Origin of the sequence: Methylobacterium sp. WL119, from assembly GCF_008039875.1 — a bacterium.
Taxonomy (GTDB): Bacteria; Pseudomonadota; Alphaproteobacteria; order Rhizobiales; family Beijerinckiaceae; genus Methylobacterium.
On sequence record NZ_VRUU01000032.1, the window covers coordinates 20,731 to 47,726 of the forward strand.

Sequence of the window (26,996 nt, forward strand, 5' to 3'; positions counted from 1 at the left end):
TGTGGGGATGAGAATCGAGGGGCCGGGCCGGTCCTAGCCGCCGGTGACGCTCATGTGACGCGGGACCGCGGCCGGGCGCTGGCGCTCGATGACGAAGTCGTGTCCCTTCGGCTTGCGCGAGATCGCCTCGACCACGGCCGCCGTCACGAGCGCGTCGTCGGGCGAGGCACGCAGCGCCGCGCGGAGGTCCGCGGCGTCCTCCTGGCCGAGGCACATGTAGAGCTTGCCGGTGCAGGTCAGGCGCACGCGGTTGCAGCTCTCGCAGAAATTGTGGGTCAGCGGCGTGATGAAGCCGAGGCGCCCGCCGGTCTCCTCGACGCGGACGTAGCGGGCCGGGCCGCCGGTGCGGTCGGGCAGCGGCGTCATCGTGTAGCGGTGCTCGAGACGCGCGCGGGCGACCGAGAGCGGCAGGAACTGGTCGGTGCGGTCGCCGTCGACCTCGCCCAGCGGCATCACCTCGATCAGCGTCATGTCCATGCCGAGGCCGTGGGCCCAGGCGATCATGTCGGCGATCTCGTCCTCGTTGACGCCCTTCAGCGCCACCGCGTTGATCTTCACCTTGATGCCGGCGGCCCGCGCCGCCGCGATGCCGTCGAGCACCACGGGCAGGTCGCCGCGGCGGGTGATCGCGCGGAACTTCTCCGGGTCGAGGGTATCGAGCGAGACGTTGACTCGGCGGATGCCGAGCTCGGCGAGCTCGGCCGCGAAGCGCCCGAGCTGGGTGCCGTTGGTGGTGAGCGTCAGCTCGTCCAGCGCACCGGTGCCGAGATGGCGGGACAGGCGGCGGAACAGGTGCATGATGTCGCGACGGACCAGCGGCTCGCCGCCGGTGATCCGCAGCTTGCGCACGCCGCGATCGATGAACACCCCGCAGAGCCGGTCGAGCTCTTCCAGCGTGAGCAGGTCGCGCTTGGGCAGGAAGTTCATCTCCTCCGACATGCAGTAGACGCAGCGCAGGTCGCAGCGGTCGGTCACGGAGATGCGCAGGTAGGTGATCGCCCGCTGGAACGGGTCGATCAGCGGCGCCGGCTGAACGTGGCTTTGATGGCCCATGCGGGACTCTGAAGGCGGCGATGCAGTTTCCGCGCGGCGATCGGATGACGAACCTAGCATGGATGCGCATATGATGGGACGCAGGCCCGTGGGCAAGCGCGTGCAGGGACGCAGACGCGCCGCCGGCCTCAGAAGTTGCAAGGGAGTTCGACCGTGACCGAGGAACGCTGGCCGACCGAGATCCGGCTTTCGGGAGACAAGCGCGTGCTCAACATCGCCTTCGACGATGGTGGGCGCTACGCGCTGCCGGCGGAGTATCTGCGGGTGTCGAGCCCGTCGGCCGAGGTGCAGGGCCACTCGCCGGCCGAGCGCAAGGTGATCGGCGGCAAGCGCGCGGTCGCGATCCTCGAGATCCAGCCGGTCGGCAACTACGCGGTCAAGCTCGGCTTCGACGACATGCACGACACCGGCATCTTCGGCTGGGGCTACCTGCACGAGCTCGGCCGCGAGTACGACGCCCGCTGGTCGACCTACCTCAGCGAGCTGGCCGAGCGCGGCCTGGACCGGGAGACCGCGAAGGTCGCCCCGATCAAGGGGGGCTCCCCCAAGGACGCCGGCGCGAAGGGCGGATGCGGCGGCGGCGGGTGCGGCTGCCATTGAAACCCGCCTGCGAAACGAGAAAGGCCGGCGTCTCCGCCGGCCTTTCTCGTTCTGCAACCGTCCCGTTCCGGACCGGCGATCGGCCGATCAGCGCTGGACGATGACTTTCGTGCCGACCTTGGCGCGGGTGTAGAGGTCGATCACGTCCTCGTTGGCCATGCGGATGCAGCCCGAGGACACGGCGGTGCCGATGGTCTCCGGCTCGTTCGAGCCGTGGATGCGGTAGATCGATCCGCCGAGATACATCGCGCGGGCGCCGAGCGGGTTCTCGATGCCGCCCTTCATGAAGCGCGGCAGGTCGGGGCGGCGGCGCAGCATGGTCGCCGGCGGGCGCCAATCCGGCCATTCCTTCTTCATCGTGATGTTCTGCACGCCGCCCCAGGTGAAGCCGGGACGGCCGACGCCGACGCCGTAGCGCAGAGCCTCACCGTTGCCGAGGATGTAGTACAGGCGGCGCTCGGCGGTGGAGACGACAATGGTGCCGGCCGAGTACGGGCCGTTATAGGCCACGGTCTCGCGCGGAACCGCCGACATCTGCGGGACGGCGGAGGCCATCGGGTCGGCTGCGTTGAGCGAAGCGTTGGCCGTCGGGACCGCCACGGCCTGGACCGCCTGCGGGCGCACGCGCACCGACAGCGCGTTGTCCAGCGGCTGACGGGTCAACGGGTCGATCTCGTAGGCGAGTGCAGGCGCCGCCCAGGCGGCAGCCGCACAGACGAGCCCGATCAGGGCGAAGTTACGACGCATCAAGGCCTCTCAAAAGGCAGGCGAAAATTGTGGAGAACGCGGTGGACGACGCTTCAGCACGATGCCGTGCCAAGTCTCGCCAAGGGGTAAACGAGCACGGCCCAAAGCCAAGCCTGAAACCGCGCCGCACCATGGTTCGCGTCGCGCCGTGACACGGTGGCAACACTGTGGCAGCTTTGCCGTATCGGAGCGAGAACGTGGCCGGGTCGCGCACTGTGGATAACGAACGCTGAAACATCTTTTGCCGGCAGCTGCCGAATACGGCGACGGTGCGGCGGGATCGAGATGAGGACCTGCCGTGACGTGACGCGAACTGATCGTCATCCGGTCGAGCGCTGTCCTGGCCGCGACATCGCGCGGGCTTTGTAGTCTATTCGGCGCCATGCCCCGATACGGATGCCTGCCGCACCGGATAGGAGATCTTCGCCCGTATCCTGAGACCACGGGCCACCTTCCGAAGCGCGTTCCTCAAGATCGAGGACGCGCTTTTTCCTTTTCGGGAGGTCGATGCTTGGCTCAGCGCGGCTCGACCAGCACCGGCAGGCCGCCCTTCGGCTGCAGGCTGATCGCGCCGAACGGCACCACCGGCGCGTCGGAGGCGAGGCGGAAGCGGAAGCGGCGCCCGAGCACGGCGATCACGACCAGCATCTGCGTCAGCGCGAAGGATGCCCCGACGCAGACCCGCGGGCCGGTCGCGAACGGCAGGTAGGCGAGCCGCGGGCGGCCGACGCCATTGCCTTCCGTGAAGCGCTCGGGATCGAACAGGTCGGGATCGCGCCAGAGCTTTCGGTGCCGGTGCACGATCCACGGCATCACGGCGATGATCGCGCCGCGCCGGACCCGGTGGCCGCCGACGACGTCTCGCGCCGCGGCCTGCCGCAGGATGGCGGGGATCGGCGGATACAACCGCATCACCTCGTCGAGCACGCGGCGGGTATAGGGCAGCTTGTCCAGGGCGTCGGGGGTCGCGACGCCGTCGGGCATCGCCGCGTCGAGCTCGGCATGGAAGCGGGCCTCGACGGCGGGATGCAGGGCGAGGAGGTACCAGATCCAGGTCAGCGCTCGCACGGAGGCCGCGCCGCCGGCGATCAGGCTCGCGGCCTCGTCGCGCACCTCCGCATCCGGCAGGCCTTCGCCGGTCTGCCGGTCGCGCCCGTGGGCGAGGCGCCACAGCAGGTCGTGCGGGCCGGCGTAGTCCGGCCCTCGCCGTGCGGCGATCATCGCGTGCAGGTCGGCGTCGAGCAGCGGCAGGGCCGGGTCGCGGCGGCGGTGGATGAGGCGGTCCGCGAGCCAAGGCGGCTTCGGGATCAGGTCGATCAGCCGCGGCTTGTGCGGCACCTTCGAGAGCCAGCGCAGGATCGGCAACCCGGCGGGATCGCCGCCGGTGACCACCTGGTTCCACAGCAGCGTCGAGAGGCTTCCGACCGAGCGCTCGATATCGACCGGCGCGGTCGAGCCCTCGGCCGCGACCGCGTCGGCGATGCGGCCGGCCAGTTCCAGCATCGCCGGGATGTCGGGACGGATCGAGCGCGGATCGATCGTCGGCGTCGCGACGCGGCGGTGCCGCCGCCAGACCTCGCCCTCGCTCGCCAGGGTGCCGGTGCGCAGATCGGTCTCGAACAGGCGGCGGATCGAGGTCACGCGGGGATAGTTGTCGAACCGGTCGATCAGCACGTGACGGATCGCGTCAGGATCGCTGACGAAGAGGACCTGCTGGCTCCAGTAGTTGCGCGGGACGATCAGGCGCTCGAACAGCTCGGCGTCGCAGGCCGCGAGCGAGTTGGTCGCGGCGGTCCTCAGGAAGGTCCAGGTCGGCAGCCGCCGGGCCGGACGCGGCGGCATGCCGGGAATCGGCGGATCGCCGGCCGCCGAAGCCGCCCGTTCCGCCACGTCGTCCGATACGCCGACCGCCATTGAACCCCGACCCGATTTCCGGGCCGGATGCTGCCGGACCGCCTCGCCTCGCCACGAGACGGCCCTCCCATGCCGATCCGAAGGTCGCGGCACAAGGCCTGATGCCGTGAGGCACCTACCGGTCCGGGTGTTCCGGTCAGGCGGCGTCGAGGCCGAGATCGATGATTGCGGCGCTGTGGGTGATCCAGCCGCAGGAGATCAGGTCGACCCCCGACGCAGCCACCGCGCCGATGGTCGCCGCGGTGATCCGGCCCGAGGCTTCCGAAAGCGCACGCCCGTCGATCATCGCCACCGCCCGGTTGAGCTGCTCCGGGTTCATGTTGTCGAGGAGCACCGCGTCGGCGCCGACCGAAAGCGCCTCCTGCAGCTGGTCGAGCGTGTCGACCTCGACCTCGATCTTGACGAGGTGCCCCGCCCGGGCGCGCGCCCCCTCGATCGCCGGGACGATGCCGCCGGCCACCGCCACGTGGTTGTCCTTGATCAACACCGCGTCGTCGAGGCCGAAGCGGTGATTCGAGCCGCCGCCGGCGCGCACCGCGTGCTTCTCCAGCGCGCGCAGGCCCGGCGTGGTCTTGCGGGTACAGACGATTGAGGCCTTGCCGTGCGGCCGCGCCGCCTCGACGAGCCCTGCCGTGGCGGTCGCGACGCCCGACATCCGGCAGAGCAGGTTCAGCGCGACGCGCTCGGCGGTGAGGATCGCGCGGGCCGGCCCTGACAGCCGGATCACCACGTCGCCGGGCGCGACGCGGGCGCCGTCGCCGCGCTCGACCACGGCCCGCACCGCCGGATCGATCAGGGCGAAGGCGATCACCGCGGCGTCGACGCCGGAGATCACGCCGTCCTGGCGGGCGGCGATGACGCCGTCCAGGCGTGCGTCCGGCGGCACGATCGCATCGGTGGTGATGTCGCCGGCGCGGCCCAGATCCTCGAGCAGCGCGCCGCGGACGATCGGCTCCACGAGGAGCCGCGGCAGGGGCAGGATATCGCTCATCGGGCCAACGCCTCGTCGGTGCGCGCGGGTTCGGATGGGGCCGCGCCGGGGCTGCGCAGCGTCGCCTCGGTGTGCCGGGCCGGCGCGGCGTGCGGATGGTCGCTGCGCCAGTGGCCGCCGCGGCTCTCGCAGCGCCCGAGTGCCGCCTGCGCCATCATCAGGGCGGTGAGCGCGGCGTCGCAGCCCGTTTCGGCCAAGCGCGACAGGCCGTCGACGGCGATCTGCAGGCCGGCCGCGTCGCGGACCACGCCGACATGGCGCTCCATGATCGCCCGGATCGCCGGCAGGTCGCTCGATGCGCGCGCGGTGCGGATCTCGGGCAGGACGGCGGCCGGCGGCATCGCGTCGAAGGCGTCGGCGATGAAGCCGGAGAAGGCCAGCGCCTCGAGCAGCGAGTTGCTGGCGAGCCGGTTCGCGCCGTGCAGGCCGGTCGAGGCGACCTCGCCGTTGGCGTAGAGGCCGGGAACGCTCGACGCGCAGGTGCCGTCCACCCGGATGCCGCCCATGTGGTAGTGCGCCGCCGGCCGCACCGGGATCGCCTGCCGCGCCGGATCGATGCCGGCCGTCGCGCACAGGCCCGCGACGGTGGGGAAGCGCGTCGGCATCGAAGCGCCGAGCGCCCCGCGGGTGTCGAGGTAGACCGTGCGGCCCCGCGCCAGGGCCTGGAAGATGCCGCGGGCGACGACGTCGCGCGGCGCGAGGTCGCCGCCGGCGATGCCGGCCATCACGGCGGCGCCGGTCTCGTCGACGAGCCGGGCGCCCTCCCCCCGCAGCGCCTCGGTGGCGAGCGGCATCGGGTCGGCGCCGACGGCGATCGCCGTCGGGTGGAACTGCACGAATTCGAGGTCGCGCATCACCGCGCCGGCCCGGGCCGCCAGCGCAAGGCCGCGGCCGGTGGCGCCGCGCGGGTTCGTGGTCGAGGCGTAGAGCGCGCCGACCCCGCCCGTGGCGAGCACGACGGCGCGGGCACGGATGCGGAAGCGCGCGCCGTCGCGCTCGCACACGACGCCGGCCGCCGCCCCGTTCTCGTCCTGAAGCAGGTCGTGGACCGAGGCGGTCACCACCTCGATGGAGGGCGTCGCGAACACCGCACGCACCAAGGTCTCGAGGACGCGCCCGCCGGTGGAGTCGCCGCCCGCCCGCACGATCCGGCGGCGGCCGTGAGCCGCCTCCAGGCCGAGCGCCAGAGCACCGTCGGCGTCGCGGTCGAACGGCGCGCCGAGCGAGACCAGCCAGTCGATCAGCCGGGGGCCTTCCGCGGCCACCCGAAGGGCGACCGCAGGATCGGTGAGGCCGGCACCCGCAGCTTCGGTGTCGGCGGCATGGAGCGACGGGGCGTCGTCGGCGCCGATCGCGGCGGCGATGCCGCCCTGCGCCCAGCCGGTGGCGGTGCCGAGCCCGAGCGGCGCGGCGCTGACCAGCGTCACCGGCCGCGGCGCGAGCCGCAGGGCGACGCTCAGGCCGGCGACGCCGGCGCCGACGACGACGACGCGGTCGGCGGGGTTGCGCGAGAACGCGTTCATCGCGCACCCACCGCGAGCATGCGCTCCACCGCGGCGCGCGCCCGGCCGGCCAAGGCCGGGTCGACGACGACCTCGTGGGTCAGGGTCTCCAGGGCGTGCCGGATGTTCGACAGGCTCATCCGCTTCATGTGCGGGCACATGTTGCACGGCTTGATGAACTCGATGTCCGGGTTCGCGGCCGCGATGTTGTCGGCCATCGAGCACTCGGTCACGAGCACGACCTGCGCCGGGCGCTTCTCGGTGACGAAGTTCATCATCATCGCGGTCGAGCCCGAGAAGTCGGATTCGGCCACGACGTCCGGCGGGCATTCCGGGTGGGCGATGACGGTGACGCCGGGATAGCTCTCGCGCACCTCGCGGATGTCGGCGGGCGTGAAGCGCTCGTGCACCTCGCAATGCCCGGCCCAGGTGAGGATCTCGATCTCGGGCAGCACCGCCTGGACGTTCTGCGCCAGGAACTCGTCGGGGATCATCAGCACGCGCTTCACGCCGAGCGAGCGGATCACCTCGACGGCGTTGCCGGAGGTGCAGCACAGGTCGGACTCGGCCTTCACCGCCGCGGAGGTGTTGACGTAGGTCACGATCGGCACGCCGGGATACTTGGCGCGCAGGCCGCGCACGTCGGCGGCGGTGATCGAGTCGGCGAGCGAGCAGCCGGCGCCGAGGTCCGGGATCAGGACGGTCTTGCCCGGGTTCAGCAGCTTGGCCGTCTCGGCCATGAAGTGCACGCCGGCGAGCACGATCACGTCGGCCTTCACCGTCACCGCCTCGCGGGCGAGCGCCAGGCTGTCGCCGACGATGTCGGCCACCGTGTGGAAGATCTCCGGCGCCTGATAGTTGTGCGCCAGGATCACGGCGTTGCGCTCGCGCTTGAGGCGGAGGATCGCCTCGATGTCGGGGGCGAGCGCCGGCCATTCGATCGCCGGGATGTGCCGGCTGACCCGGGCGTAGATCTCGGGCAGCGGCATCCCTGCCGGAACGGCGCGGGGGGCGGAGACGGGAAACGCGGTCGACGCCATGGCGCCCTCCATTATGCTCAGTTTGAGCATTGTGCCGCCTAAGTTAGGCGCGCCGGATCGCCGTGTCTAGATATGCTGAGACTGAGCATAACGGTTTTGCGACGCACCCGGCGCGATGCGTCGCACAACGCCGGCGCCCCGGTCCGGGCCTCGCGCGCTTCCGGCATGATAGGCTCGTGCACGAGCGGTTGGTCGTCCTGTCCGGGATGCGGAATTTTTGACCAGGGCGCGGGACGGGGGAGGACCGACGCCTCGCCGCGATGAGGCAGCAATGCCTAGATCGCCGCAGGCCGAAACCGCCCAATGCTAACCTATGTTGCTGCGGCACCCGATCGATTGCGCGACATCGCGAGCCGGTGCCGAGGCGCCATCGGAACTCCAGCTGCGCGGGGCACGATGCTCATCACCACGGAAGACAGCAATGGCTCCTCGGACTCCCTGTCCGTCGCGGCGCCGAAACTGTCCGATGCGATCCGCATCCATCTCGGTGAGCATCTTCGAACCACGTATGCCGCCTCGATGCAGGCCCCGCCGCCGTCCCATCTCGGCGATCTGCTGGCGCGCCTCGAAGTTGTTCTTGCCGACGCGCAGGGGCGCGACGACGCGGCGTTTAAGGCCGGCCTGCTCGAAGCCGCCACCAGCCTGCACAGCTTCGCCATCTCGCTGACCCGCAACCCCTCGGCGGCCGACGACCTCGTGCAGGACACGATGCTGCGCGCCTGGCGTAGCCGCGGCAGCTTCAAGGTCGGGACCAACCTCGGCGCCTGGCTGTTCACCATCATGCGCAACGCCTTCTACAGCGTCCACCGCAAGCACGCCCGCGAGGTCGCCGACAGCGACGGCGATCACGCCGCGCGCCTGACGAGCCTGCCCGAGCAGGGCGGCCACCTCGATCTTCAGGACGTACAGGCCGCGCTCGGGCGCCTGTCGCCGCCGATGCGCGAGGCGCTGATCCTCGTCGCCGTCGAGAACGTGTCGTACGAAGAGGCGGCGACTATCCTTAAGTGTCGGATCGGCACCGTGAAGAGCCGCGTGTGGCGCGCCCGCGACCAACTCGCGCACATGCTCGGCTATACCGGCGCCGAGGTCGGCGCCGACCACCTCACGCTCTCGGCGATCGGCGAAGGCGGCCTCGCCGCCGGTGCCTGAGCGGACCGTGCCTTCGCGGGCGCGACCTGCCCCTTCGCGGGCGCGACCTGCGTCGTCGAGCGCGAGCGGCAGCACCAAGGTCGAGAGCGATCCCTGAAGCCGGCAGCGCGCTGCGTCCGGGTCGTCGAACCATGCCGCCGCACGGCGCGCCGATCGCAATCACATTCTTTATCCAACCGCGCCGATCCGGCGCAGTCTGGAACGGATCGAATCAATCCGTCTGGCGTTCCCGTTGCGATACCGCCCTGCGGGCACGCACTTCGCCCGCACCACAGCCGCCGGCACCACCGGTCGCACGGGACAGCGAGCATGACGGACAAGACACGAGACGGCGCCTTCGCGCTGACGCGGCGGACGCTGATGGAGAGCTGCGCCGTCGCGGCGGCCGCCACCGGCTTCGGCCTGCCGGCAAAGCCGGCCTTCGCGGACGCACCGGGCGATCCGGCGCCGCAGATGCTCTCGGTCCGCCTGGCGGTGAACGGCACCGAGCACGACCTCACCCTCGACACGCGCACGACCCTGCTCGACGCGCTGCGCGAGCATCTCGACCTCAACGGCTCGAAGAAGGGCTGCGACCACGGCCAATGCGGCGCGTGCACGGTGCTGGTGGATGGGCGCCGGATCAATTCCTGCCTGACGCTCGCCGCGATGCACGATGGCGACGCGATCACCACGATCGAAGGCTTGGGCACCGAGGAGCAGCTCCACCCGATCCAGGCGGCGTTCCTTCAGCATGACGGGTTCCAGTGCGGCTACTGCACGCCGGGCCAGATCTGCTCCAGCGTCGGCATGCTGGCGGAAGTCAAGGCGGGATGGCCGAGCCACGTCACCGAAGACCTCGTCGGCAAGGCTGCGTTCACCGATGCCGAGATCCGCGAGCGGATGAGCGGCAACCTGTGCCGCTGCAGCGCCTACCCGAACATCGTCGCGGCGATCCGCGACGTCGCCGGCACCGAACTCTAGAGGCGCGCGCGATGAAAGCCTTCACCTACGAGCGGCCTTCCACCGTCCGCGACGCGGCGCGGCTCGCGGCGGACCGGCCGAATGCCAAGTTCATCGCCGGCGGCACCAACCTGCTCGACCTGATGAAGCTCCAGGTCGAGACGCCGGCGACCCTGATCGACGTCAACCGGCTGCCCCTCGACAAGGTCGAGGCCACGCCGGAGGGCGGCCTGCGCATCGGCGCGCTCGTGCGCAACTCCGATCTCGCCGCCGACCCGCGGGTGCGGAAGGATTACGCGGTGCTGAGCAAGGCCCTGCTCGCGGGCGCTTCGGGGCAGCTGCGCAACAAGGCCACGACCGCTGGAAACCTGCTCCAGCGCACGCGGTGCTACTATTTCTACGACACGTCGAAACCCTGCAACAAGCGCGAGCCCGGCTCGGGCTGCTCGGCGATCGGCGGGTTCAACCGCATCATGGCGGTGCTCGGCACCAGCGATGCCTGCATCGCCACCAACCCCTCCGACATGAATGTCGCGATGCGGGTCCTCGATGCCAGCGTCGAGACGCTGTCGCCGAACGGCGCGACCCGCGCGATCCCGATGGCACAGTTCCACCGCCTGCCGGGCGACACCCCGCAGATCGAGACCGCCCTGCAGCCGGGCGAGATCATCACGGCCGTGACGCTGCCGAAGCCCGTCGAGGGCCTGCACGTGTATCGCAAGGTGCGCGACCGCGCCTCCTACGCCTTCGCCACGGTCTCGATCGCGGCCGTCATCGGCAAGGCGGACGGCAAGATCACGCAGGCGCGGATGGCCTTCGGCGGCCTCGCGCACAAGCCGTGGCGGGTCGAGGCGGCCGAGGCCGTGCTCGCCAGGGGCGGTAGTGCCGACGACGCTGCGGATGCGGTCCTGGACGGCGCCCGCGGCTACGGCACCAACGACTTCAAGATCCCGCTGACCCGGCGGACGCTCCGCGCGGTGGTGACTGACGCCACCCGGACCTGACCGTCCACGCTTTCAGGATGAATGCCATGGAGATGAATCAACCGGTCGGGAAGACGCCGCTCGACGACAGGCCCGACGGCCTCGTCGGACGGCCGATCGACCGCATCGACGGCCGCCTCAAGGTGATGGGCCGCGCGCCCTATGCCTACGAGACCCGAGAGGTGAAGAACCCGGCCTACGGCTTCATCGTCGGCGCGACGATCGCCGCCGGCACGATCCGCTCGATCGATACCGCCGCCGCCGCGAAGGCACCCGGCGTCATTCATGTGATGACCCACGAGAACGTACCCGAGCAAGGGGAGAAGAAGGAGCAGGTCTGGCCGCAGCTCGCCGGGACGAACATCGGGTTCTTCGATCAGCCGGTGGCCTTCGTCGTGGCCGAGACCTTCGAGCAGGCGCGCGCCGCGGCCAAGCTGGTGAAGGTCGCCTACGACGTCCGGGCCCCGAAAGCCTCGCTGCGGGCGGCGCTGCCCCAGGCGGTCGAGCCGAAGAAGCAGCAGACCGACCCGGATTCGAAGCTCGGCGACTTCGACGGCGCCTTCGCCGCGGCCCCGGTCAAGCTCGACGTCGAGTACACGACGCCGACGCAGATCCACGCGCAGATGGAGCCGCACGCGACGATCGCCTCGTGGGAGGGCGACAAGGTCGTGCTCTACACCGCCAACCAGATGCTGAACCGCGGGCAGAAGTCGCTCGCTTCGGTGCTGAAGCTGCCGGTCGAGAACGTGCGTCTGGTGAGCCATTACATCGGCGGCGGCTTCGGCTCGAAGCTGCAGCCGATGCCGGAGGCGACGCTCGCCGCGCTGGCTTCCAAGGCGATCCAGCGCCCCGTGAAGGTGGCCCTGACCCGGCAGCAGGAATTCCACGTCGCGACCCACCGCACCGACACGATCCAGCGCATCCGGCTGGCCTCCGACCGCGACGGAAGGCTGACGGCCCTGTCCCACGAATCCTGGTCCGACACGGCACAGGGCGACGAGTTCTACGAGACCTCGGCCAACGTCACGCGCTCGCTCTACGCCGCGCCGAACCGCATCACGCGCCATCGCCTGGCCAAGCTCGACCTGCCGATCGCGTCCTCGATGCGTGCGCCCGGCGAGGCCGTCGGCATGCTCGCCTTCGAATGCGCCATGGACGAGCTCGCCGAGCAGATCGGCCTCGACCCGATCGAGCTGCGAATCCGCAACGAGCCGACGCAGGACCCGGAGAAGCAGGTGCCGTTCACCGTGCGCCAGCTCGTGCCGTGCATGCGCGAGGGTGCCAAGCTGTTCGGATGGGACCGCCGCAAGGCGGCCGGCACGGTGCGTGACGGCAATTGGATGGTCGGCATGGGCATGTCGGCGGCGGCCCGCCTCAACCCGCTGATGCCGTCCTCGGCGTCGGTGAAGCTCGGCGCCGACGGATACCTGACCGTGCGGATGGCGATGACCGACATCGGCACCGGCACCTACACCATCCTCGCCCAGATCGCGGGCGAGATGATGGGGCTCCCAGTCGAGCGCATCCGCGTCGAGATCGGCGACACCGCCTATCCCGCGGCGGCCGGCTCCGGCGGATCGTTCGGCGCGGGCTCGGCCGGCTCGGCGCTCTACGTTGCCTGCGACAACCTGCGCAACAAGCTCGTGGCGGCGACCGACCTCAACCCGGACGGCGTCGTCTTCGCGGACGGGCGCGTCACCTCAGGCAACCGCTCCGAAGCCCTGATCGACCTCGCCGGGTCGGGCGGCGTCGCGGCGGAGGGCGAGATCAAGCCCGGCGCGCTGAAGGAGAAGTTCTCGCACTACTCGTTCGGTGCGCACTTCGCCGAGGTCGGCGTCGACCGCGACACCGGCGAGATCCGCCTGAGGCGCATGCTCGGCGTCTTCACCGGCGGCCGCATCCTCAACGCCAAGACCGCCCGCAGCCAGGCGATCGGCGGGATGACCTTCGGCGTCGGCGCGGCGCTGATGGAGGATGCGGTGATCGACCCGCGCACCGCCACCTACGTCAACCACGATCTCGCCGAGTATCACGTGCCGGTCCACGCCGACATTCCTGCGATGGACGCGGTGTTCCTGCCCGAGCGCGACGACAAGGCCAACCCGCTCAAGAGCAAAGGGCTGGGCGAGCTCGGCATCTGCGGCGCCGGCGCGGCTTTGGCCAACGCCGTCTACAACGCCACCGGCATCCGCATCCGCGACTATCCGCTGACGCTGGACAAGGTGCTGAAGGGCTTCGAGGAGCAGGAAGGCCGCGCGCCGCGCCGGGCATGACGCCAGGGAGTGGTTGACGGCGGCCTCGCCCATGGACATCCCGCGATGTGCCAACATCCGGGAGCCACGCCATGGTGTCCGCCGACCGCCATCCCCCGAGCCGCTTCAACGCGGCGCGCTACTGCCTCGGCGAGAACGTGCGGGCACGGCCGGACAAGACCGCGCTGATCCTCATCGGCGCGGGCGAGGCGGTCGAGACCCTCACCTTCGCCGAGGCCGACCGCGCCGTCCGCGGGATCGCGGCCGGCCTCTTGGCCCGCGGATTGCGCCGCGGCGACCGGGTGATGATCCGCATGGGCAACGAGGCCGACTACGTCCTCGTCTACTTCGCCGCGCTCGCCGCCGGCCTCGTCGCCCTCCCCTCGTCGCCGCAGCTGACGCCGGCCGAGGCAGCCTTCCTGATGGAGAACTCGGGTGCGGCGGCGGTCGCCGTCGGCGGCGGCTGCGTGGTCGATCCGGCGGCTCTCGGCGACTGCATCCTCCTCGATGCTGCGGCCATCGCCGCGATGAGGACCGAAGCGCCGCTCGCCGACTACGCGGACACCTCCGCCGACGACCCGGCGACCCTGGTCTACACCTCCGGCACCACCAGCCGACCGAAGGGCGTGCTGCACGCCCACCGCGCGATCTACGGCCGTCGGCCGATGCTCGAGCACTGGCTCGGCCTTTCGGAATCCGACACGATGCTGCACGCCGGCACGATGAACTGGACCTACACGCTCGGCGTCGGCATCACCGATCCGTGGTCCGTCGGCGCGACCGCCGTGCTGTACAACGGGCCGCGCGACCCGTCCGTCTGGCCCCGGCTGATCGCGCGTCATCGCGCCACGATCTTCGCCGCCGTGCCGAGCCTGTATCGCCAGATCCTCAAGTATGGCGACCCGGGCAGCCACGACCTGTCGAGCCTGCGCCACGGCTGCACCGCCGGCGAGGCGCTTCCCGCGGACGTGCTCGACGCCTGGACCGAGGCGACGGGAAAGCCGCTCTACGAGGCGCTCGGCATGAGCGAGATCTCGACCTACGTCTCGACCGGGCCGACGATCGCGCAGCGCCGCGGCTCGCCGGGCAAGCCCCAGCCGGGACGGCGCGTGGCGATCCTGCCGGTCGAGGGCGCACCCGAGCCGGTGCCGGGCGGCGAGACCGGCCTGCTCGCGGTCCACCGCTCCGAGCCCGGCCTGATGCTCGGCTACTGGAACAGGCCCGACGAGGAGGCGCAGGTGCTGCGCGGCGACTGGTTCGCCGGCGGCGACCTCGCCCGGCTCGATGCCGACGGCTATCTCTGGTTCGAGGGTCGCAACGACGACCTGATGAACGCGATGGGCTACCGCGTCTCCCCGAACGAGGTCGAGGGCGCGCTGATCGCGCATCCGTCCGTCGCCGAAGCCGGGGTCGCCGAGCTGGCCGTGCGCGCCGACGTCTCGGTGATCTGCGGCTTCGTCGTGCTGCAGCCCGGCGCCGAGCCCGACGCGGACGCGCTGATCGCGTGGTGCGGCGAGCGCCTCGCGGCCTACAAGCGCCCGCGGGAGATCCGCTTTCTCGACGCCCTCCCCCGCACCGCCAACGGCAAGGTCCAGCGCAAGCGGCTCGCCGCGGCGCCCGGGGCTTGAGCCGCGTGTCCGCGATCCCGCCGAACGGCACGAGCACCCTGCCGATCTCCGTCTTCATCATCGCCCGCAACGAGGCGGACCGCATCGGCGCGACGATCCGTGCGGTGCGCGACCTGACCGACGACCTGGTGGTGGTCGATTCCGGCTCGACCGACGGGACGCAGGCGCTGGCGGCCTCCCTCGGCGCGCGGGTGATCCACAACGACTGGCCGGGCTACGGCCCGCAGAAGCGCTTCGCCGAGGACCAGTGCCGCCACGCCTGGCTCCTGAACCTCGACGCCGACGAGGTGGTGCCGCCCGACCTCGCCGCCAACATCCGCGCCTTGTTCGCCGCCGGCGAGCCCGAAACGCCCGCCTGGCGCATCGCCATCGCCGAGATCTTCCCCGGCGAGAGCCGCCCGCATCGCTGGGCCTACGCCCTGACGCCGGTGCGGCTCTACCGCAAGGATCGCGGGCGCTACTCGCCCTCCCCGGTCCACGACCGCGTGGCGCTCGAGCCCGGCGTCGAGCCCGGACGGCTCAAGGGGGTGATCCATCACTTCTCGGTGCGCTCGCTCGGCGACCAGCTCGACAAGCTCAACCGCTACTCCGACCAGCAGGCCGACGACCTCGAAGCCCGCGGCGTCGCGATCCCGAGCTGGCGCGTGTTCGTGGAGCTGCCCGGCAACTTCCTGAAGGCCTATTTCGGCCGCCGCCACTGCGTCCGCGGCGTCTACGGCTTCCTCACGGCGATGAACTACGCGATCTCGCGCCACCTGCGCATCGCCAAGCACTACGAACGCCGAAGGGCCTCCGCCACGCGCCAAGCCCGCGACCCGCTTGACCGCCCCGGCCCGACCTCTTAGAGCCGACGACGCTGGAGACGTGGCCGAGCGGCTGAAGGCACTCGTTTGCTAAATGAGCATACCCAGAAATGGGTATCGAGGGTTCGAATCCCTCCGTCTCCGCCATTTACCTGCGCAGATCGGTGGTGTGTGGTCCTCCGGGTTGTCGAACCCGTAGAGGTCGCTTCGTGTGTCCAGCCGACGTGGTCATTTGGGGGTCGGTAAGGACCGCCAAGGACACGCGTCGTGCTTGGGGCATCCGCTTGGGCACACTGATGCCCGGGCTGGACCTTGCCCGCGATCCACACACCCACCAGCAAGCAGGTCACGACCCTGCCCCGCGGCCTGCACGGTGAAAGGGCGAACCTGTACCTCGCGGTGCGCCCCGGTCGAACCTTGCCGCGAGCACATGGGGGTGCACGTGACCACCCAGGGCCTTCGCGCGGCCTTTCGGACTTGGGCCGGCTCAGCCACGTTCCACAGGTGGAGTCGGCCGAGGAGGCCTTGGGTCATCTGGTCGACGACGCGACCGAGCGCGCCTACGATCGTAAGCCCCAGCTTGAGAAACGGCGCCGGCTGTGAGGGCCGATTGGGCGGACCATCTCGCCGGCAGGCTCACGCCGCTGAAGAACCCCTTCGTCATTCAGGGCGCCGCGGTCCCGCAGCAGGTGATCGACGAGATGCGGTCCCGCTGGACGCGCTGATGCGGTTGAGGAGACCCGCTGCGCAGGGTACGACGGGGTCACGCCTTCTGGCCGTTCCACACGTCGAGACGCCGCGTCATCCCGGCGAAGCATGGCAGCACGATGATGCGATCGACCCATGCTCAAATAAACCCATAAATGTCGACAGCGATTGAGCCACGTTGACCAATCGCGCCGCGTGCTGCCGAGCATCAGATCCTCACGAGCCGCGGCGCTTGGAGGCGCATCAGACCGAGAGCGGCCACAAGGTCGAAGCTGTCGGCGCGAGCGGAGCAACTCAGGCTTCGGGAGGATCTATCCATGAACCAACGGAGCATCCCTCTATTTCGGCAGGCCCAGCATCAGTGATCCTGCACTCGGTAAAATCTCTTCCCGGGTCCGTGCGCTCGGCAGGAACAACAGACCCAGCACCTCAAGGTGCCGCATGACAATGACGTCCGCGCTCGCCGATGAAAAAGCAGGGGGTTCGGTACAAAGGCGCGCGCCGACGATCGGTCCCGAGACGGACCGTCGGGCTAATCGGTAAGTTGCTTCCGCGAGGTTGCTGCTTGGCCACAAGGCCGAGGCGGCGGATCAATCGTCCCAGGATCGAAGCCCGCACACCAGGACCGTTACCACCACGGATCCTGCGATGATCAGGGACAGCGTGAGCTGATCCGTCGGATCGTCGGTGAAGGCTCTGGCCACCGCCGGACCGATCAAGGCGCAGCCGGCACCGCAGAGGATCGCGACTGTCTTTGAGGTCATCGCGCACCTCCTCGGAGGCCGATCGCCTGTCGCGATCACTGATCCTGTCGTCCACGCCCGCCCAGAAACGGGGGAGAACCTGAGCATGGGGGCGTGGACGGTCGATCCTCGGACCGACGCAGAGGTAAGCCGGAGAGAGGTCTTTCGTTCAGCCCGGCGATCAGATGCCGCGGCCTCTCGGATCGTCAGTCATCTGAAGATAGACCGAGGCTGACTGCTACCGCCTTTGCCACCCGACTCCAGCGGTGGCCAGCTGCAGCGCCGACCGGGTGATTGTGCCGGGGACGCACGCGTCCGTCGGGAGCGGCGGCGACTGTGTTCAACGGTGCGCCTCCGAGATCGAGGCTCATGCCGCGCTAGGGAGAACACCGTAGGCATCAACCGGATAGTCCGGTGGCCGGCAGCAGCTACTGTTCCTCCCGTGCCGAAAGACTCAGGTCAGGAGATCGCGATGCGAGCAGTCGTTTATAATGGCCCGCGCGATGTTGCCGTGCAGAACGTTCCTGACGCGCAGGTCGAGCGGCCGACCGACGTGCTGGTGCGGATCACGAGCACCAACATCTGCGGCTCCGATCTGCACATGTATGAGGGCCGGACTGACTTTCCACGCGGCGGCGTGTTCGGGCACGAGAACCTCGGTCAGGTGGCCGAGGTGGGGGGCGCCGTCGATCGGGTGAAGGTCGGGGACTGGGTCGCCATCCCGTTCAACATCGGCTGCGGCTTCTGCAAGAACTGCGAACGCGGCTTGAGCGCGTTTTGCCTGACCACGGCGGATCGAAGCGTCGTACCGAACATGGCCGGCGCTGCGTACGGCTTCGCCGACATGGGCCCCTATCGCGGCGGGCAAGCCGACCTCCTGCGCGTTCCCTACGGCGACTACAATTGCCTGAAGCTGCCGCCGGACGCCGAGGAGCGGCAGAACGATTACGTGATGCTGGCCGACATCTTCCCGACCGGCTGGCATGCCACCGAGCTCACCGGACTCCGTCCGGGCGAGTCGATCGTCATCTACGGGGCCGGGCCGGTCGGCCTCATGGCGGCCCACGCGGCGATGATCAAGGGCGCCTGCATGGTCATGGTCGTCGATCGCCATCCCGACCGCCTGCGCCTCGCAGGCTCGATCGGCGCTCTGCCCATCGACGATTCCAAGGGCTCCGCGGTCGACCAAGTCCTTCAGTTGACGAACGGCATCGGCGCCGACCGGGGCTGCGAGTGCGTCGGCTATCAAGCGCACGACCCGGAGGGCCACGAGCACCCCAACATGACGATGAACGACCTCGTAAAGTCGGTGAAGTTCACCGGCGGCATCGGCGTGGTCGGTGTCTTTGTGCCCCAGGATCCGGCCCCTCAGGACCCGCTCTACAAGCAGGGCGAGATCGTTTTCGACCATGGCCTGTTCTGGTTCAAAGGACAGACGATCGGGACCGGCCAATGCAACGTGAAAGCCTATAACCGGCAACTGCGCGACCTGATCTCGACCGGTCGCGCGAAGCCGTCCTTCATCATCTCGCATGAGCTGCCGCTGGGTGAGGCACCGAACGCCTATCAGCACTTCGACGCTCGCGACGACGGCTGGACCAAGGTGGTCCTCAAGCCGGCCGCGTGATCCGCCGGGCCGGGCGGGCAGCGGCTCGCCCGGCTTATCCGCCGTCTCGCCGGACGGGCTCGAGCGTGAGGACGCCATGCCGATCTACGAATACGCGTGCGAGATGTGCGGGCCGTTCACCGCGATGCGGCCCATGGCGCAGTTCTTGGACGCATGCCCGTGCCCGGAATGCGGCACCGGGACGACACGGGCATTCCTCAGCGCACCGGCCATCGCCAGCAGCAGCTCGGGTGGCCGGGTCCCCTACGCGGCCACCGAGCCGGGCGCGGCTTCCCCGCGCCGGGCCTCGGCTGCCCATCCGGTCGGCTGCGGCTGTTGCGTCCGCCGCATGCCAATGCCGGCCGCCCTGTCCACGGGCGGACGGGTCTTCACGGCGCATGGGTCGATCCGGCGGAGCCGGTAGTCGCTCCCGCACGAGGCTGCACCCATCGCGCGCAAACCCGATCCGACGGAGGTACGAACATGGCTTCTGACACACTCGATGGCCTGAAGGTCGCGATCCTGATCACGGACGGCTTCGAGCAGGTCGAGATGACCGAGCCGCGCCGGGCGCTCGACCAAGCCGGTGCCGAGACCCAGATCGTCTCGCCCAAGGACGGCCAGGTGAAGGCCTGGAAGTTTACGGAGTGGGGCGACGAGTTCCCGGTCGGAATGTCCCTGAACGGCGCCCGGCCCGACGATTACGACGCGCTGCTGCTGCCGGGCGGCGTCATCAACCCCGACACGCTCCGGGCGATCCCCGCGGCAGTCGCGTTCGCGAAAGCCTTCTTCGACGGGGGCAAGACCGTGGCCTCGATCTGTCACGGCCCATGGACCATCATCGAGGCAGGTGCTGCGCGCGGGCGGCGCCTGACCTCCTGGCCCTCGCTCCGAACCGATCTCAGGAACGCAGGCGCGGACTGGGTGGATGAGCAGGTCGTGGTGGACGGCAACCTGGTCACCAGCCGGAAACCCGACGACATCCCGGCGTTCAACCGCGCGGTGATCGAGCTGTTCGCGAGCGCACGCGGGAACGCACGAGCCGCGTGAGCGGAGACGAGAACCTTCAGCGGCTCGCTTCGGCGTTCCCGCATGGCCGGCGACCGAAGTGGGCCGAGGCGCGTGCGAGAGCAGGAACTGTCGCGCTGGCCGGGCTCGCCCGACACAAAGACCATCGCGCTGCCCCGGAAAGACTGCCGACGCGATGCCGCGAGTTAACGGCCTGGACCAGTCCCACTCTGAACTCGCCGCTGCCGCAGACGGACGCCGCGGCTTCGGACCAACGCCAGGCCCGACGCGCATTGTCGGGACATCCTGGCGGAGGTCGTTCGTGAAAGCCCCAGGGACGCGACCGGATTGCGATGGCCGCACCGAACGTATCCTTCTGAATCCGTGATCGCGGAGGAACTCATGCGCACCACCTCAGGCCGGGAGCCTTCGACAAAGCGAAACCGTCGGGCCGCGAGCGGTCCTGAGAGCGGACAGATACCCCTCGGCCCTGCGGTCTTCACCCCTGACACGGTCCAGGCCATGAGCGAGGCCTTCGATCAGGCTTGGACCGTGATGCTCGTCACGGACGGTGATGCCACGAGGAACCATGTCGCGGCCGATACGCGGCGTCGACTCGCCCTGGCGATCGTGAACGCCGCCCGACGGGGCATGCGAGACCGCGATCAGCTGATCGAAAGCGCGCTCGGAAACCCTTTCCTTCTGGGATGGACGGGGAGGTCGGCGATCCACTGAGCGAGGATGAGGCTATGGAAACCCGCAGGAGAGACAAGCCGCTCCCCCATCGATCGGGTATCGAAGGCCGCGGGCGCGCGATCCCCGTGAGAGCTTCGGAGGTTCAGTAACGCGCCGGCTGCTCCGCAGGAGCCCTGCATCGAGGGAATCGGTTCCGGCACGGAAGCGTGCGAGTCCATCAGGACCAGGACGCCCCTGAAGCGCGGCAGGGGCCGAGCTGGTTCGGATCCTCCGTGAGAGCCCCCTATATCCGCCTGACGCGTTGTCCGACCCCAGACTTCAGGCCTGTCTCAGGGACGGCGGCCCTGGAACCGCGAGGAGAATCACTGTGCCGACGGACGCCACCGCGCGAAGTCTGGGCTCTTCGTCGAAAACGTCGGATCCTGCGCCCGACGCATCGGCGGCCCCGACATCTCGCGAGGCATCGCAAAGTCCGTCTCCGTTCGTCTCCGTCCGCGGCGCGCGCGAGCACAACCTCAGGGACGTCGACGTCGACATCCCACGCGATGCGCTTGTGGTGTTCACCGGGGTGTCGGGGTCCGGCAAGTCGTCGTTGGCCTTCGGCACGATCTACGCCGAGGCCCAGCGACGCTACTTCGAATCGGTCGCTCCCTACGCCCGGCGACTGATCGACCAAGTCGGCGTACCGGACGTGGACGCCATCGAGGGCCTGCCGCCCGCCGTCGCGCTCCAGCAGCAGCGGGGCACGCCGAACTCGCGATCCTCGGTCGGCAGCGTGACCACGCTGTCGAGCCTCGTGCGCATGCTCTACTCGCGCGCGGGCAGCTACCCGCCCGGCCAGCCGATGCTCTACGCCGAGGACTTCTCGCCCAACACCCCGCAAGGCGCCTGCCCGCGCTGCCATGGGCTCGGCCGCCTCTACGATGCCACCGAGGCGACGATGGTGCCGGACCCCTCGCTGACGATCCGCGAGCGAGCGGTCGCGGCCTGGCCCCAGGCCTGGGGCGGCCAGAACCTGAGGGATATCCTGGTGACGCTGGGTTACGACGTCGACGTGCCCTGGCGCGACCTGCCTCGCGCGGACCGTGACTGGATCCTGTTCACCGACGACCATCCGACGGTGCCCGTCTACGCTGGCCTGAGCCCGGAGGAGACGCGGCAGGCCCTGAAGCGCAAGCGGGAGCCGGACTATCAAGGCACCTTCACCGGCGCTCGACGACACGTCCTGCACACCTTCGCCAACTCTCAGAGCGCGCTCATGCGCCGAAGAGCGGCGCAGTACCTGGTCAGCGAGCCGTGCCCGACCTGTGAGGGGAAGCGCCTCAAGCGCGAGGCCTTGTCCGTCACAGTGGCGGGGCACGACCTCGGTGTCCTCGCGGCGATGCCGATCACACGGCTCGCCGATGTTCTCTACCCCCTCTCCATTGGGACGATCCCCGAGGAGGCTGGCTGCACCGGCCATAGGCTGGGACGCTCCACCGTGCGAGCGGCGGCAGCGGAGCGGGTTGCGGCAGGCGGATCGGCGCATGCCGGTCCGCCGGACGTGCGAGGCACGCCGAACCTCTCGATCGAGAAGCGTCTGGCCGCGCAACGTCTCATCGCCGACCTCCTCGACCGAATTGGCGTGCTGACCCGGCTCGGGCTCGGCTACCTGTCGCTGGACCGCATCACCACGACACTGTCGTCGGGCGAGCTGCAGCGACTGCGCCTCGCCACTCAGTTGCGCTCGCAGCTCTCGGGGTCGTCTACGTGCTCGACGAGCCGTCGGCCGGCCTCCACCCCGCGGACGGCGTGGCGTTGGTCGAGGCACTGGACGACCTCAAAGCCGCGGGCAACTCGCTGTTCGTGGTCGAGCACGACCTGGAGACGATGCGGCGCGCCGACTGGCTGGTGGACGTCGGTCCCGACGCGGGCGAGCATGGCGGCGAGATCCTCTATAGCGGTCCGCCGGCCGGCCTGGCGTCCGTGAAGGCGTCGCGAACGAGGCTGCACTTGTTCGGCGGCCACACGCTTCTCGCTCGGCCGCGGAGGGCCGCCTCGGCCTGGCTGCGCCTCGAGGGCGTGACGCGCAATACCGTGCATGATCTCGACGCCGCCTTCCCGCTCGGCTGCTTCACCGCCGTGACCGGCCTCTCGGGCTCGGGAAAGTCGAGTCTGGTCAGTCAAGCACTGATCGAACTGGTCGGCGAGCGGCTCGAGCAGGCGATGACGGCCGAAGACGCGGACGCGTCGCCGATTGAGGACATGCCGGCCCGGACGAACGGGCGCGTCGCGACGGGGATGGAGGCGGTTCACCGGCTCGTCAAAGTCGACCAACGGCCGATCGGCCGCACGCCGCGCTCGAACCTCGCCACCTATACCGGCCTGTTCGATCATGTGCGCCGGCTATTCGCGGCGACGCCCGAGGCGCGCCGCCGTCGCTATGACGCGGGGCGCTTCTCCTTCAACGTCGCCAAGGGCCGATGTCCCACCTGCGAGGGCGAAGGCTTCGTCAGCGTGGAGCTCATGTTCATGCCGAGCGTCTACGCGCCGTGCCCGACATGTCATGGGGCGCGGTACGCGCCCAAGACCCTCGAGGTGCGGTGGCATGGCCTCTCCATCGCCGACGTGCTGGGGCTGACCGTGGCCCGGGCATGCGAGGTCTTCGCAGAGGAGGCGCCGGTCCTGCGGTCCCTGACGGTGCTGGACGACATCGGTCTGGGCTACCTGCGTCTCGGCCAGCCGGCGACGGAGCTTTCGGGAGGCGAAGCCCAGCGCATCAAACTGGCCACCGAACTTCAGCGCGGCCAGCGTGGCGCCACGCTCTATGTGCTCGACGAGCCGACGACCGGCCTGCACCCGACCGACGTAGATCGCCTGCTGGGTCAGCTGAACGCGCTCGTCGACGGGGGCAACACCGTCGTGGTGGTCGAGCACGACATGCGCGTGGTCGCACAGGCGGATTGGGTGATCGATCTGGGACCTGGCGCGGGCGCCGACGGCGGCATGATCGTGGCGAGCGGGCCGCCCGAGGTTGTGGCAGCGAACGAGGCGAGTCGAACCGGGCCTTATCTCCAGCGCGAGCTTGACGTGCGATGAGCATGCCCGATGCACCTGCACTCCGGTCGTCGACTCCAGGCGTGAGCTGACCGGCGGTCTCGAAGCCACGGATCGTGGTCGATCGATCTGACGTCAATCGAGCCCGCACGCTGGCCGGAAGCGCCACGAAAGGACGCAGCACCGGCATCGGGCGGCGGACGGTCGGTGCGCCCGCATTTCCCATTTCGCATTTCGGACCCACGCTTGCCTTGCAGGTACGGCGCAGGAACCCAGACGAGCGCGCATTCCGAAAGCTGCGAAACCTCGCTCGATGACAGCCCCCGGTTCCAGACGCCGGAGCCGACAAGCCCGCTCCGCTACGGCTGTTGCGCCGGTGGACGGGATGAACGGGATCGGCGCAAAGGCAAGAAGGCGATCGAAGATTACGCGAGGACAGAGACAAATATCGAGACATTCTATCCTAAATAACATAAGTTAAATTCTTAGCATTCGATCACTCGGGAGTGCATTTAAGTTGCGCACAAGGAATTTGCACTCAAGATTGAGTTGTGTTTTTTCTTTACTGGAGGATGAATATACCCTAGAAACCGCGCAGATGGAGAGCTGCCCGGCGTGGCTTTCGGGGATTGCGGAAAGTCCCTCGCCCTTTGGCCCGCCGGCCTCGAAAAGGCTGACGCGAGGGTGGCCCAGCAGAAGCTAAATAGAGCAACCGACGAGCCGACTGCGCACCCGACGGGTGCTGATGGATACCTGGACCGTCCGGGGGGGGCACCGCGGCTCGATACTTTGTTCGCCGCGCTCGTCCGGCAGTCGCGCATGTTCATCGGCATCGCGGACACGGACCTGAAGCTGACCTTTCTCAACGAGGCCGCTCGCGAGATGGTCGGCCTTCGACCCGACAGCGACGTTTCGAACATCGCGATTCCCGACCTGTTCCATCCGCTCGACCAAGCCGTGATCCGAGACGTGGCGCTGCCGATGCTGGCGCGGGACGGAGATTGGGAGGGGGAGGTTCGGTCTCGCCCTTTGAGCGACGATGTCGGAACGACGATTCAATGCCGTGCCTTCGCGCTCTACGACGAGCGCGGGATCTTCATCGGTGCGGCGGTGACCGGCCTGGATATCTCCGCCCGGAAGCTGACCGAAGCGCGCCTGCGCGCCAGCGAAACACGGCTTCAGTCCGCCATCGACCTCGTCGAGCTCTCGCCCTACTCCTGGGATCCACGAACCGGAGCGCTCGATTGGGATGCGCGCCTCAAGGCGGTGTGGGGACTGCCGTCGGATGCGCCTGTCGATGAGGAGATCTGGCTCTCCGCCATCCACCCGGACGATCGCCTAAACGTCGAGGCGGCGGTGGCGCGCTGCACGGACCCGACCGGCGACGGTGTCTACCACATCAAGTATCGCGTCATCGGCATCCGCGACGGCGTCGAGCGCTGGGTCTCGACGCATGGCCGGACCGGGTTCGAGGACGGTCGGCCGGTGTCGTTCATTGGTACGGTCGTCGACATCACGGATCAGATGCGTGCCGAGGCGGCACTTTTGGAAAGCGAGCACCGGCTTTCGGCGACGCTGGCGCAACTGCCGATCGGGGTCGGCCTCGTGAAGCAGGACGGCAGCATCATGTTGGCGAACCGCGCACTCGGGCGCTACGCGCTCGAATGGATACCCTCCGCGGATCCCAAATCGAGCGAGCGTTGGCGGGCCTACGCACCGGATGGACGACGGATGACGCCGGCGGAATATCCGGGGAGCCGAGCCCTGCGCGGTGAGACCGTCGTTCCCGGACTCGATTTCATCTACACGGCCCCGGATGGTCGGGAGTGCTGGACGCGTGTCAGCGCAGCGCCGTTCAACGATGTCGATGACGCGATCAACGGCGCCATCGTCGTGGTGCAGGACGTCGATCGAGAGAAGCGCGCAGAGACCGATCTGCGGATCAGCGAGGAACGGTTCCGGCGCTTCGCCGAGCACTCGACGAACGTGCTCTGGCTCGCCGATCTCGAAAGCGGGCAGCTCGACTACCTCAGCCCGGCTTTCTCGCAAGTCTGGGGCATGCCCATCGAGAGCATGAAAGATGTCGCGAGCTGGCTCGCCAGCGTTCATCCCGAGGATCGCGACGGAGCAGCACGGGGACTGGAGCGGGCCGGCGGTGGGGAGATGACGGTCCTGAAGTACCGCATCGTGCGCGCATCGGACCACGCCGTCCGACGCATCCGTGATACCTTCTTCCCCATACCGAACATCGACGGGCACATACGGTTTGCAGGCGGCATCGCCCAGGACATCACGGCCGACGTCGGTTCGCGCGTCTACGTGATTGCACCCAAGGACCACACGCGACACGACCTTGTCGGCACTTTGCAAGCCGATGGATACGAGGTCCGGGCCTTTGCGAACGGCGAAGCCTTCCTCAGCGTAGCGGGCGCTCTCCTGCCGGGCTGCGTCGTGATCGACCTGACGGATGTCGACGATCTGGCCGTAGCGAACGCGCTCAGATCCTCGCGTTCGCACCTGCCCATCGTGGCGATCGGCCGGAGTGGTGGAGACATCGGCCTGGGGGTGCGCGTCATGAAGGCGGGTGCCGTCGATTTTCTCGAAGTGCCCTGGGTGCCGGAGGCGCTCTCGTTCGCGGTCAGGACGGCACTGGCCGGAATCCGCGTCACGGAGGAACGCACGGATGCGCGCGACGAAGCGCGGGCTCGCATCGCAGCGCTGTCGCGACGAGAGCATGCCGTGCTCGAGGGCTTGCTTGCGGGCGGCACCAACAAAACCATCGCCCGCTCCATGGGCTTGAGCCCGCGGACGGTGGAGATCTATCGCGCCCGGGTCATGGAGGCGTTGGGCGCGCGCACCTTGCCGGAAGCGGTTCTCATCGCATCGGCCGCCGGCGTGCAGCCCGCCGACAAGCCTCACGAATAAGCTCGATGGCCCGGCTCGTATGGAGCGACCGGGCCACCGGTGGGCCGGCCGGTGACGAGCGGCGAATGCGAAAGGTACGCGGCTTCGAACTCCGCGAGCTCATACAGCCGTCGGGGTGCAAGGATCTGCAGATGACGCCTGTTCAGCGCGATCAGTCCATCCCGGCGTAGGAACTGGATCGAACGGTTGACGTGCACGCTCGACAGACCGAGAGCGTCCGCGAGATCGACCTGTGTCAGCGGCAGGTCGTAGTGGCCGTCCGATGCCTGCCCGATCGATCCGAGCCGCTCCATCAACTCGCACAGGAGATGCGCCATGCGCTCGATGCTCGAGCGCATGCCGAGACTGGCGATCCACTCGCGCGCCATCGCCTCCTCGACAAGCTTCGCGCGCTGCAGCGCGAGTGCCAGCCGGGGATGCTGCCCGAGCAGGTCGAGATACGTCGCACGCGGGATCTTGGCGACACGGCATTGGGTGAGGGTCTCGATGGCGTGGTCGAGCGGATAGGCGTGGACGGCACCGCGATCGCAGTGATCGCCGGGGTGTAAAGGGCGGACCAATTCCAGGCCGCTGTGGCGGAGTAAAACCAGGCCAATGGCGGCCGCAGCTTGAACGATGAAGGGGCCCGATCGGGCCCCTTCATCGTTTATCGCCGACCATGAGGCTCAAG

Annotated in this window: 20 protein-coding genes, 1 tRNA gene and 1 pseudogene; 14 read left to right on the forward strand and 8 right to left on the reverse strand. The window is 69.2% G+C overall.

The window, feature by feature from the left end:
• Positions 1–33: 33 nt before the first annotated feature.
• Positions 34–1,053, reverse strand: a complete 1,020-nt coding sequence (moaA, locus tag FV227_RS13575) for a GTP 3',8-cyclase MoaA (RefSeq protein ID WP_147843840.1) — start codon at positions 1,051–1,053, stop codon at positions 34–36.
• A 153-nt stretch (positions 1,054–1,206) separates the two neighbouring features.
• Between moaA and FV227_RS13580 the strand changes: the two genes are divergently transcribed.
• Positions 1,207–1,653, forward strand: coding sequence for a DUF971 domain-containing protein (locus FV227_RS13580; RefSeq protein WP_147728341.1), 447 nt, complete (start codon positions 1,207–1,209; stop codon positions 1,651–1,653).
• An 87-nt stretch (positions 1,654–1,740) separates the two neighbouring features.
• On the opposite strand, the gene FV227_RS13585 is transcribed toward FV227_RS13580, so the two are convergent.
• From FV227_RS13585 to nadA, 5 genes are all read right to left on the reverse strand, one after another.
• Complete coding sequence (locus tag FV227_RS13585) at positions 1,741–2,400, reverse strand: L,D-transpeptidase (RefSeq protein ID WP_147843841.1); 660 nt, start codon at positions 2,398–2,400, stop codon at positions 1,741–1,743.
• Between the two features lie 516 nt (positions 2,401–2,916).
• A complete protein-coding gene (locus tag FV227_RS13590; protein ID WP_246686544.1) occupies positions 2,917–4,242 on the reverse strand; it encodes a cytochrome P450 in 1,326 nt (441 codons plus the stop codon).
• Positions 4,243–4,450: 208 nt separating this feature from the next.
• A complete protein-coding gene (gene nadC / locus FV227_RS13595) occupies positions 4,451–5,305 on the reverse strand; it encodes a carboxylating nicotinate-nucleotide diphosphorylase (RefSeq protein WP_147859170.1) in 855 nt (284 codons plus the stop codon).
• A complete protein-coding gene (locus FV227_RS13600; RefSeq protein WP_147859171.1) occupies positions 5,302–6,828 on the reverse strand; it encodes an L-aspartate oxidase in 1,527 nt (508 codons plus the stop codon). Before FV227_RS13600 ends, nadC begins: the two co-directional genes overlap by 4 nt.
• Positions 6,825–7,847: a quinolinate synthase NadA gene (nadA, locus tag FV227_RS13605; protein WP_147859172.1), complete on the reverse strand. Its 1,023-nt coding sequence runs from the start codon at positions 7,845–7,847 to the stop codon at positions 6,825–6,827. The genes FV227_RS13600 and nadA overlap by 4 nt, the downstream gene beginning before the upstream one ends.
• Positions 7,848–8,243: 396 nt before the next feature.
• Here nadA and FV227_RS13610 point away from each other — a divergent pair, with 396 nt between their 5' ends.
• The 8 genes from FV227_RS13610 to FV227_RS30340 all read left to right on the forward strand — a co-directional run bounded on the left by FV227_RS13610 (position 8,244) and on the right by FV227_RS30340 (position 16,329).
• Positions 8,244–8,996: a sigma-70 family RNA polymerase sigma factor gene (locus FV227_RS13610; protein ID WP_147724908.1), complete on the forward strand. Its 753-nt coding sequence runs from the start codon at positions 8,244–8,246 to the stop codon at positions 8,994–8,996.
• Positions 8,997–9,305: 309 nt separating this feature from the next.
• A complete protein-coding gene (gene paoA, locus FV227_RS13615; protein WP_147859173.1) occupies positions 9,306–9,959 on the forward strand; it encodes an aldehyde dehydrogenase iron-sulfur subunit PaoA in 654 nt (217 codons plus the stop codon).
• 11 nt (positions 9,960–9,970) lie between these two features.
• Positions 9,971–10,942, forward strand: coding sequence for a xanthine dehydrogenase family protein subunit M (locus FV227_RS13620; protein WP_147841360.1), 972 nt, complete (start codon positions 9,971–9,973; stop codon positions 10,940–10,942).
• Between the two features lie 26 nt (positions 10,943–10,968).
• Complete coding sequence (locus tag FV227_RS13625) at positions 10,969–13,194, forward strand: xanthine dehydrogenase family protein molybdopterin-binding subunit (RefSeq protein WP_147859174.1); 2,226 nt, start codon at positions 10,969–10,971, stop codon at positions 13,192–13,194.
• A gap of 71 nt (positions 13,195–13,265) precedes the next feature.
• The gene (locus tag FV227_RS13630; protein WP_147859175.1) at positions 13,266–14,801 is read left to right on the forward strand and encodes an AMP-binding protein; all 1,536 of its coding nucleotides are present in this window, start codon (positions 13,266–13,268) and stop codon (positions 14,799–14,801) included.
• The gene (locus tag FV227_RS13635; protein ID WP_243936472.1) at positions 14,798–15,646 is read left to right on the forward strand and encodes a glycosyltransferase family 2 protein; all 849 of its coding nucleotides are present in this window, start codon (positions 14,798–14,800) and stop codon (positions 15,644–15,646) included. The genes FV227_RS13630 and FV227_RS13635 overlap by 4 nt, the downstream gene beginning before the upstream one ends.
• 13 nt (positions 15,647–15,659) lie before the next feature.
• Positions 15,660–15,751 (forward strand) — tRNA-Ser (locus FV227_RS13640).
• A 452-nt stretch (positions 15,752–16,203) separates the two neighbouring features.
• A complete protein-coding gene (locus FV227_RS30340) occupies positions 16,204–16,329 on the forward strand; it encodes a hypothetical protein (RefSeq protein WP_281406265.1) in 126 nt (41 codons plus the stop codon).
• A 573-nt stretch (positions 16,330–16,902) separates the two neighbouring features.
• On the opposite strand, the gene FV227_RS29015 is transcribed toward FV227_RS30340, so the two are convergent.
• Entirely contained in the window at positions 16,903–17,076 is a 174-nt protein-coding gene (locus tag FV227_RS29015) for a hypothetical protein (protein WP_187274795.1), read from the reverse strand.
• Positions 17,077–17,527: 451 nt separating this feature from the next.
• Here FV227_RS29015 and FV227_RS13645 point away from each other — a divergent pair, with 451 nt between their 5' ends.
• From FV227_RS13645 to FV227_RS13670, 5 genes and pseudogenes are all read left to right on the forward strand, one after another.
• Positions 17,528–18,682, forward strand: coding sequence for a glutathione-independent formaldehyde dehydrogenase (locus tag FV227_RS13645; RefSeq protein WP_147859176.1), 1,155 nt, complete (start codon positions 17,528–17,530; stop codon positions 18,680–18,682).
• A gap of 462 nt (positions 18,683–19,144) precedes the next feature.
• Positions 19,145–19,711 carry a type 1 glutamine amidotransferase domain-containing protein gene (locus FV227_RS13655; protein WP_147859178.1) on the forward strand — a complete coding sequence of 189 codons (567 nt, stop codon included), beginning with the start codon at positions 19,145–19,147 and terminating at the stop codon, positions 19,709–19,711.
• A gap of 480 nt (positions 19,712–20,191) precedes the next feature.
• Entirely contained in the window at positions 20,192–20,404 is a 213-nt protein-coding gene (locus FV227_RS13660; RefSeq protein ID WP_147859179.1) for a hypothetical protein, read from the forward strand.
• A gap of 451 nt (positions 20,405–20,855) precedes the next feature.
• Positions 20,856–23,443: pseudogene (locus FV227_RS13665) on the forward strand (excinuclease ABC subunit UvrA); the annotation flags it as partial.
• Positions 23,444–24,085: 642 nt separating this feature from the next.
• Positions 24,086–26,326: a PAS domain S-box protein gene (locus FV227_RS13670; protein WP_210249409.1), complete on the forward strand. Its 2,241-nt coding sequence runs from the start codon at positions 24,086–24,088 to the stop codon at positions 26,324–26,326.
• Here FV227_RS13670 and FV227_RS13675 read toward each other — a convergent pair.
• Positions 26,317–26,886: a Crp/Fnr family transcriptional regulator gene (locus FV227_RS13675; RefSeq protein WP_246686545.1), complete on the reverse strand. Its 570-nt coding sequence runs from the start codon at positions 26,884–26,886 to the stop codon at positions 26,317–26,319. The two genes, FV227_RS13670 and FV227_RS13675, sit on opposite strands and share 10 nt — an antisense overlap.
• Positions 26,887–26,996: the final 110 nt, after the last annotated feature.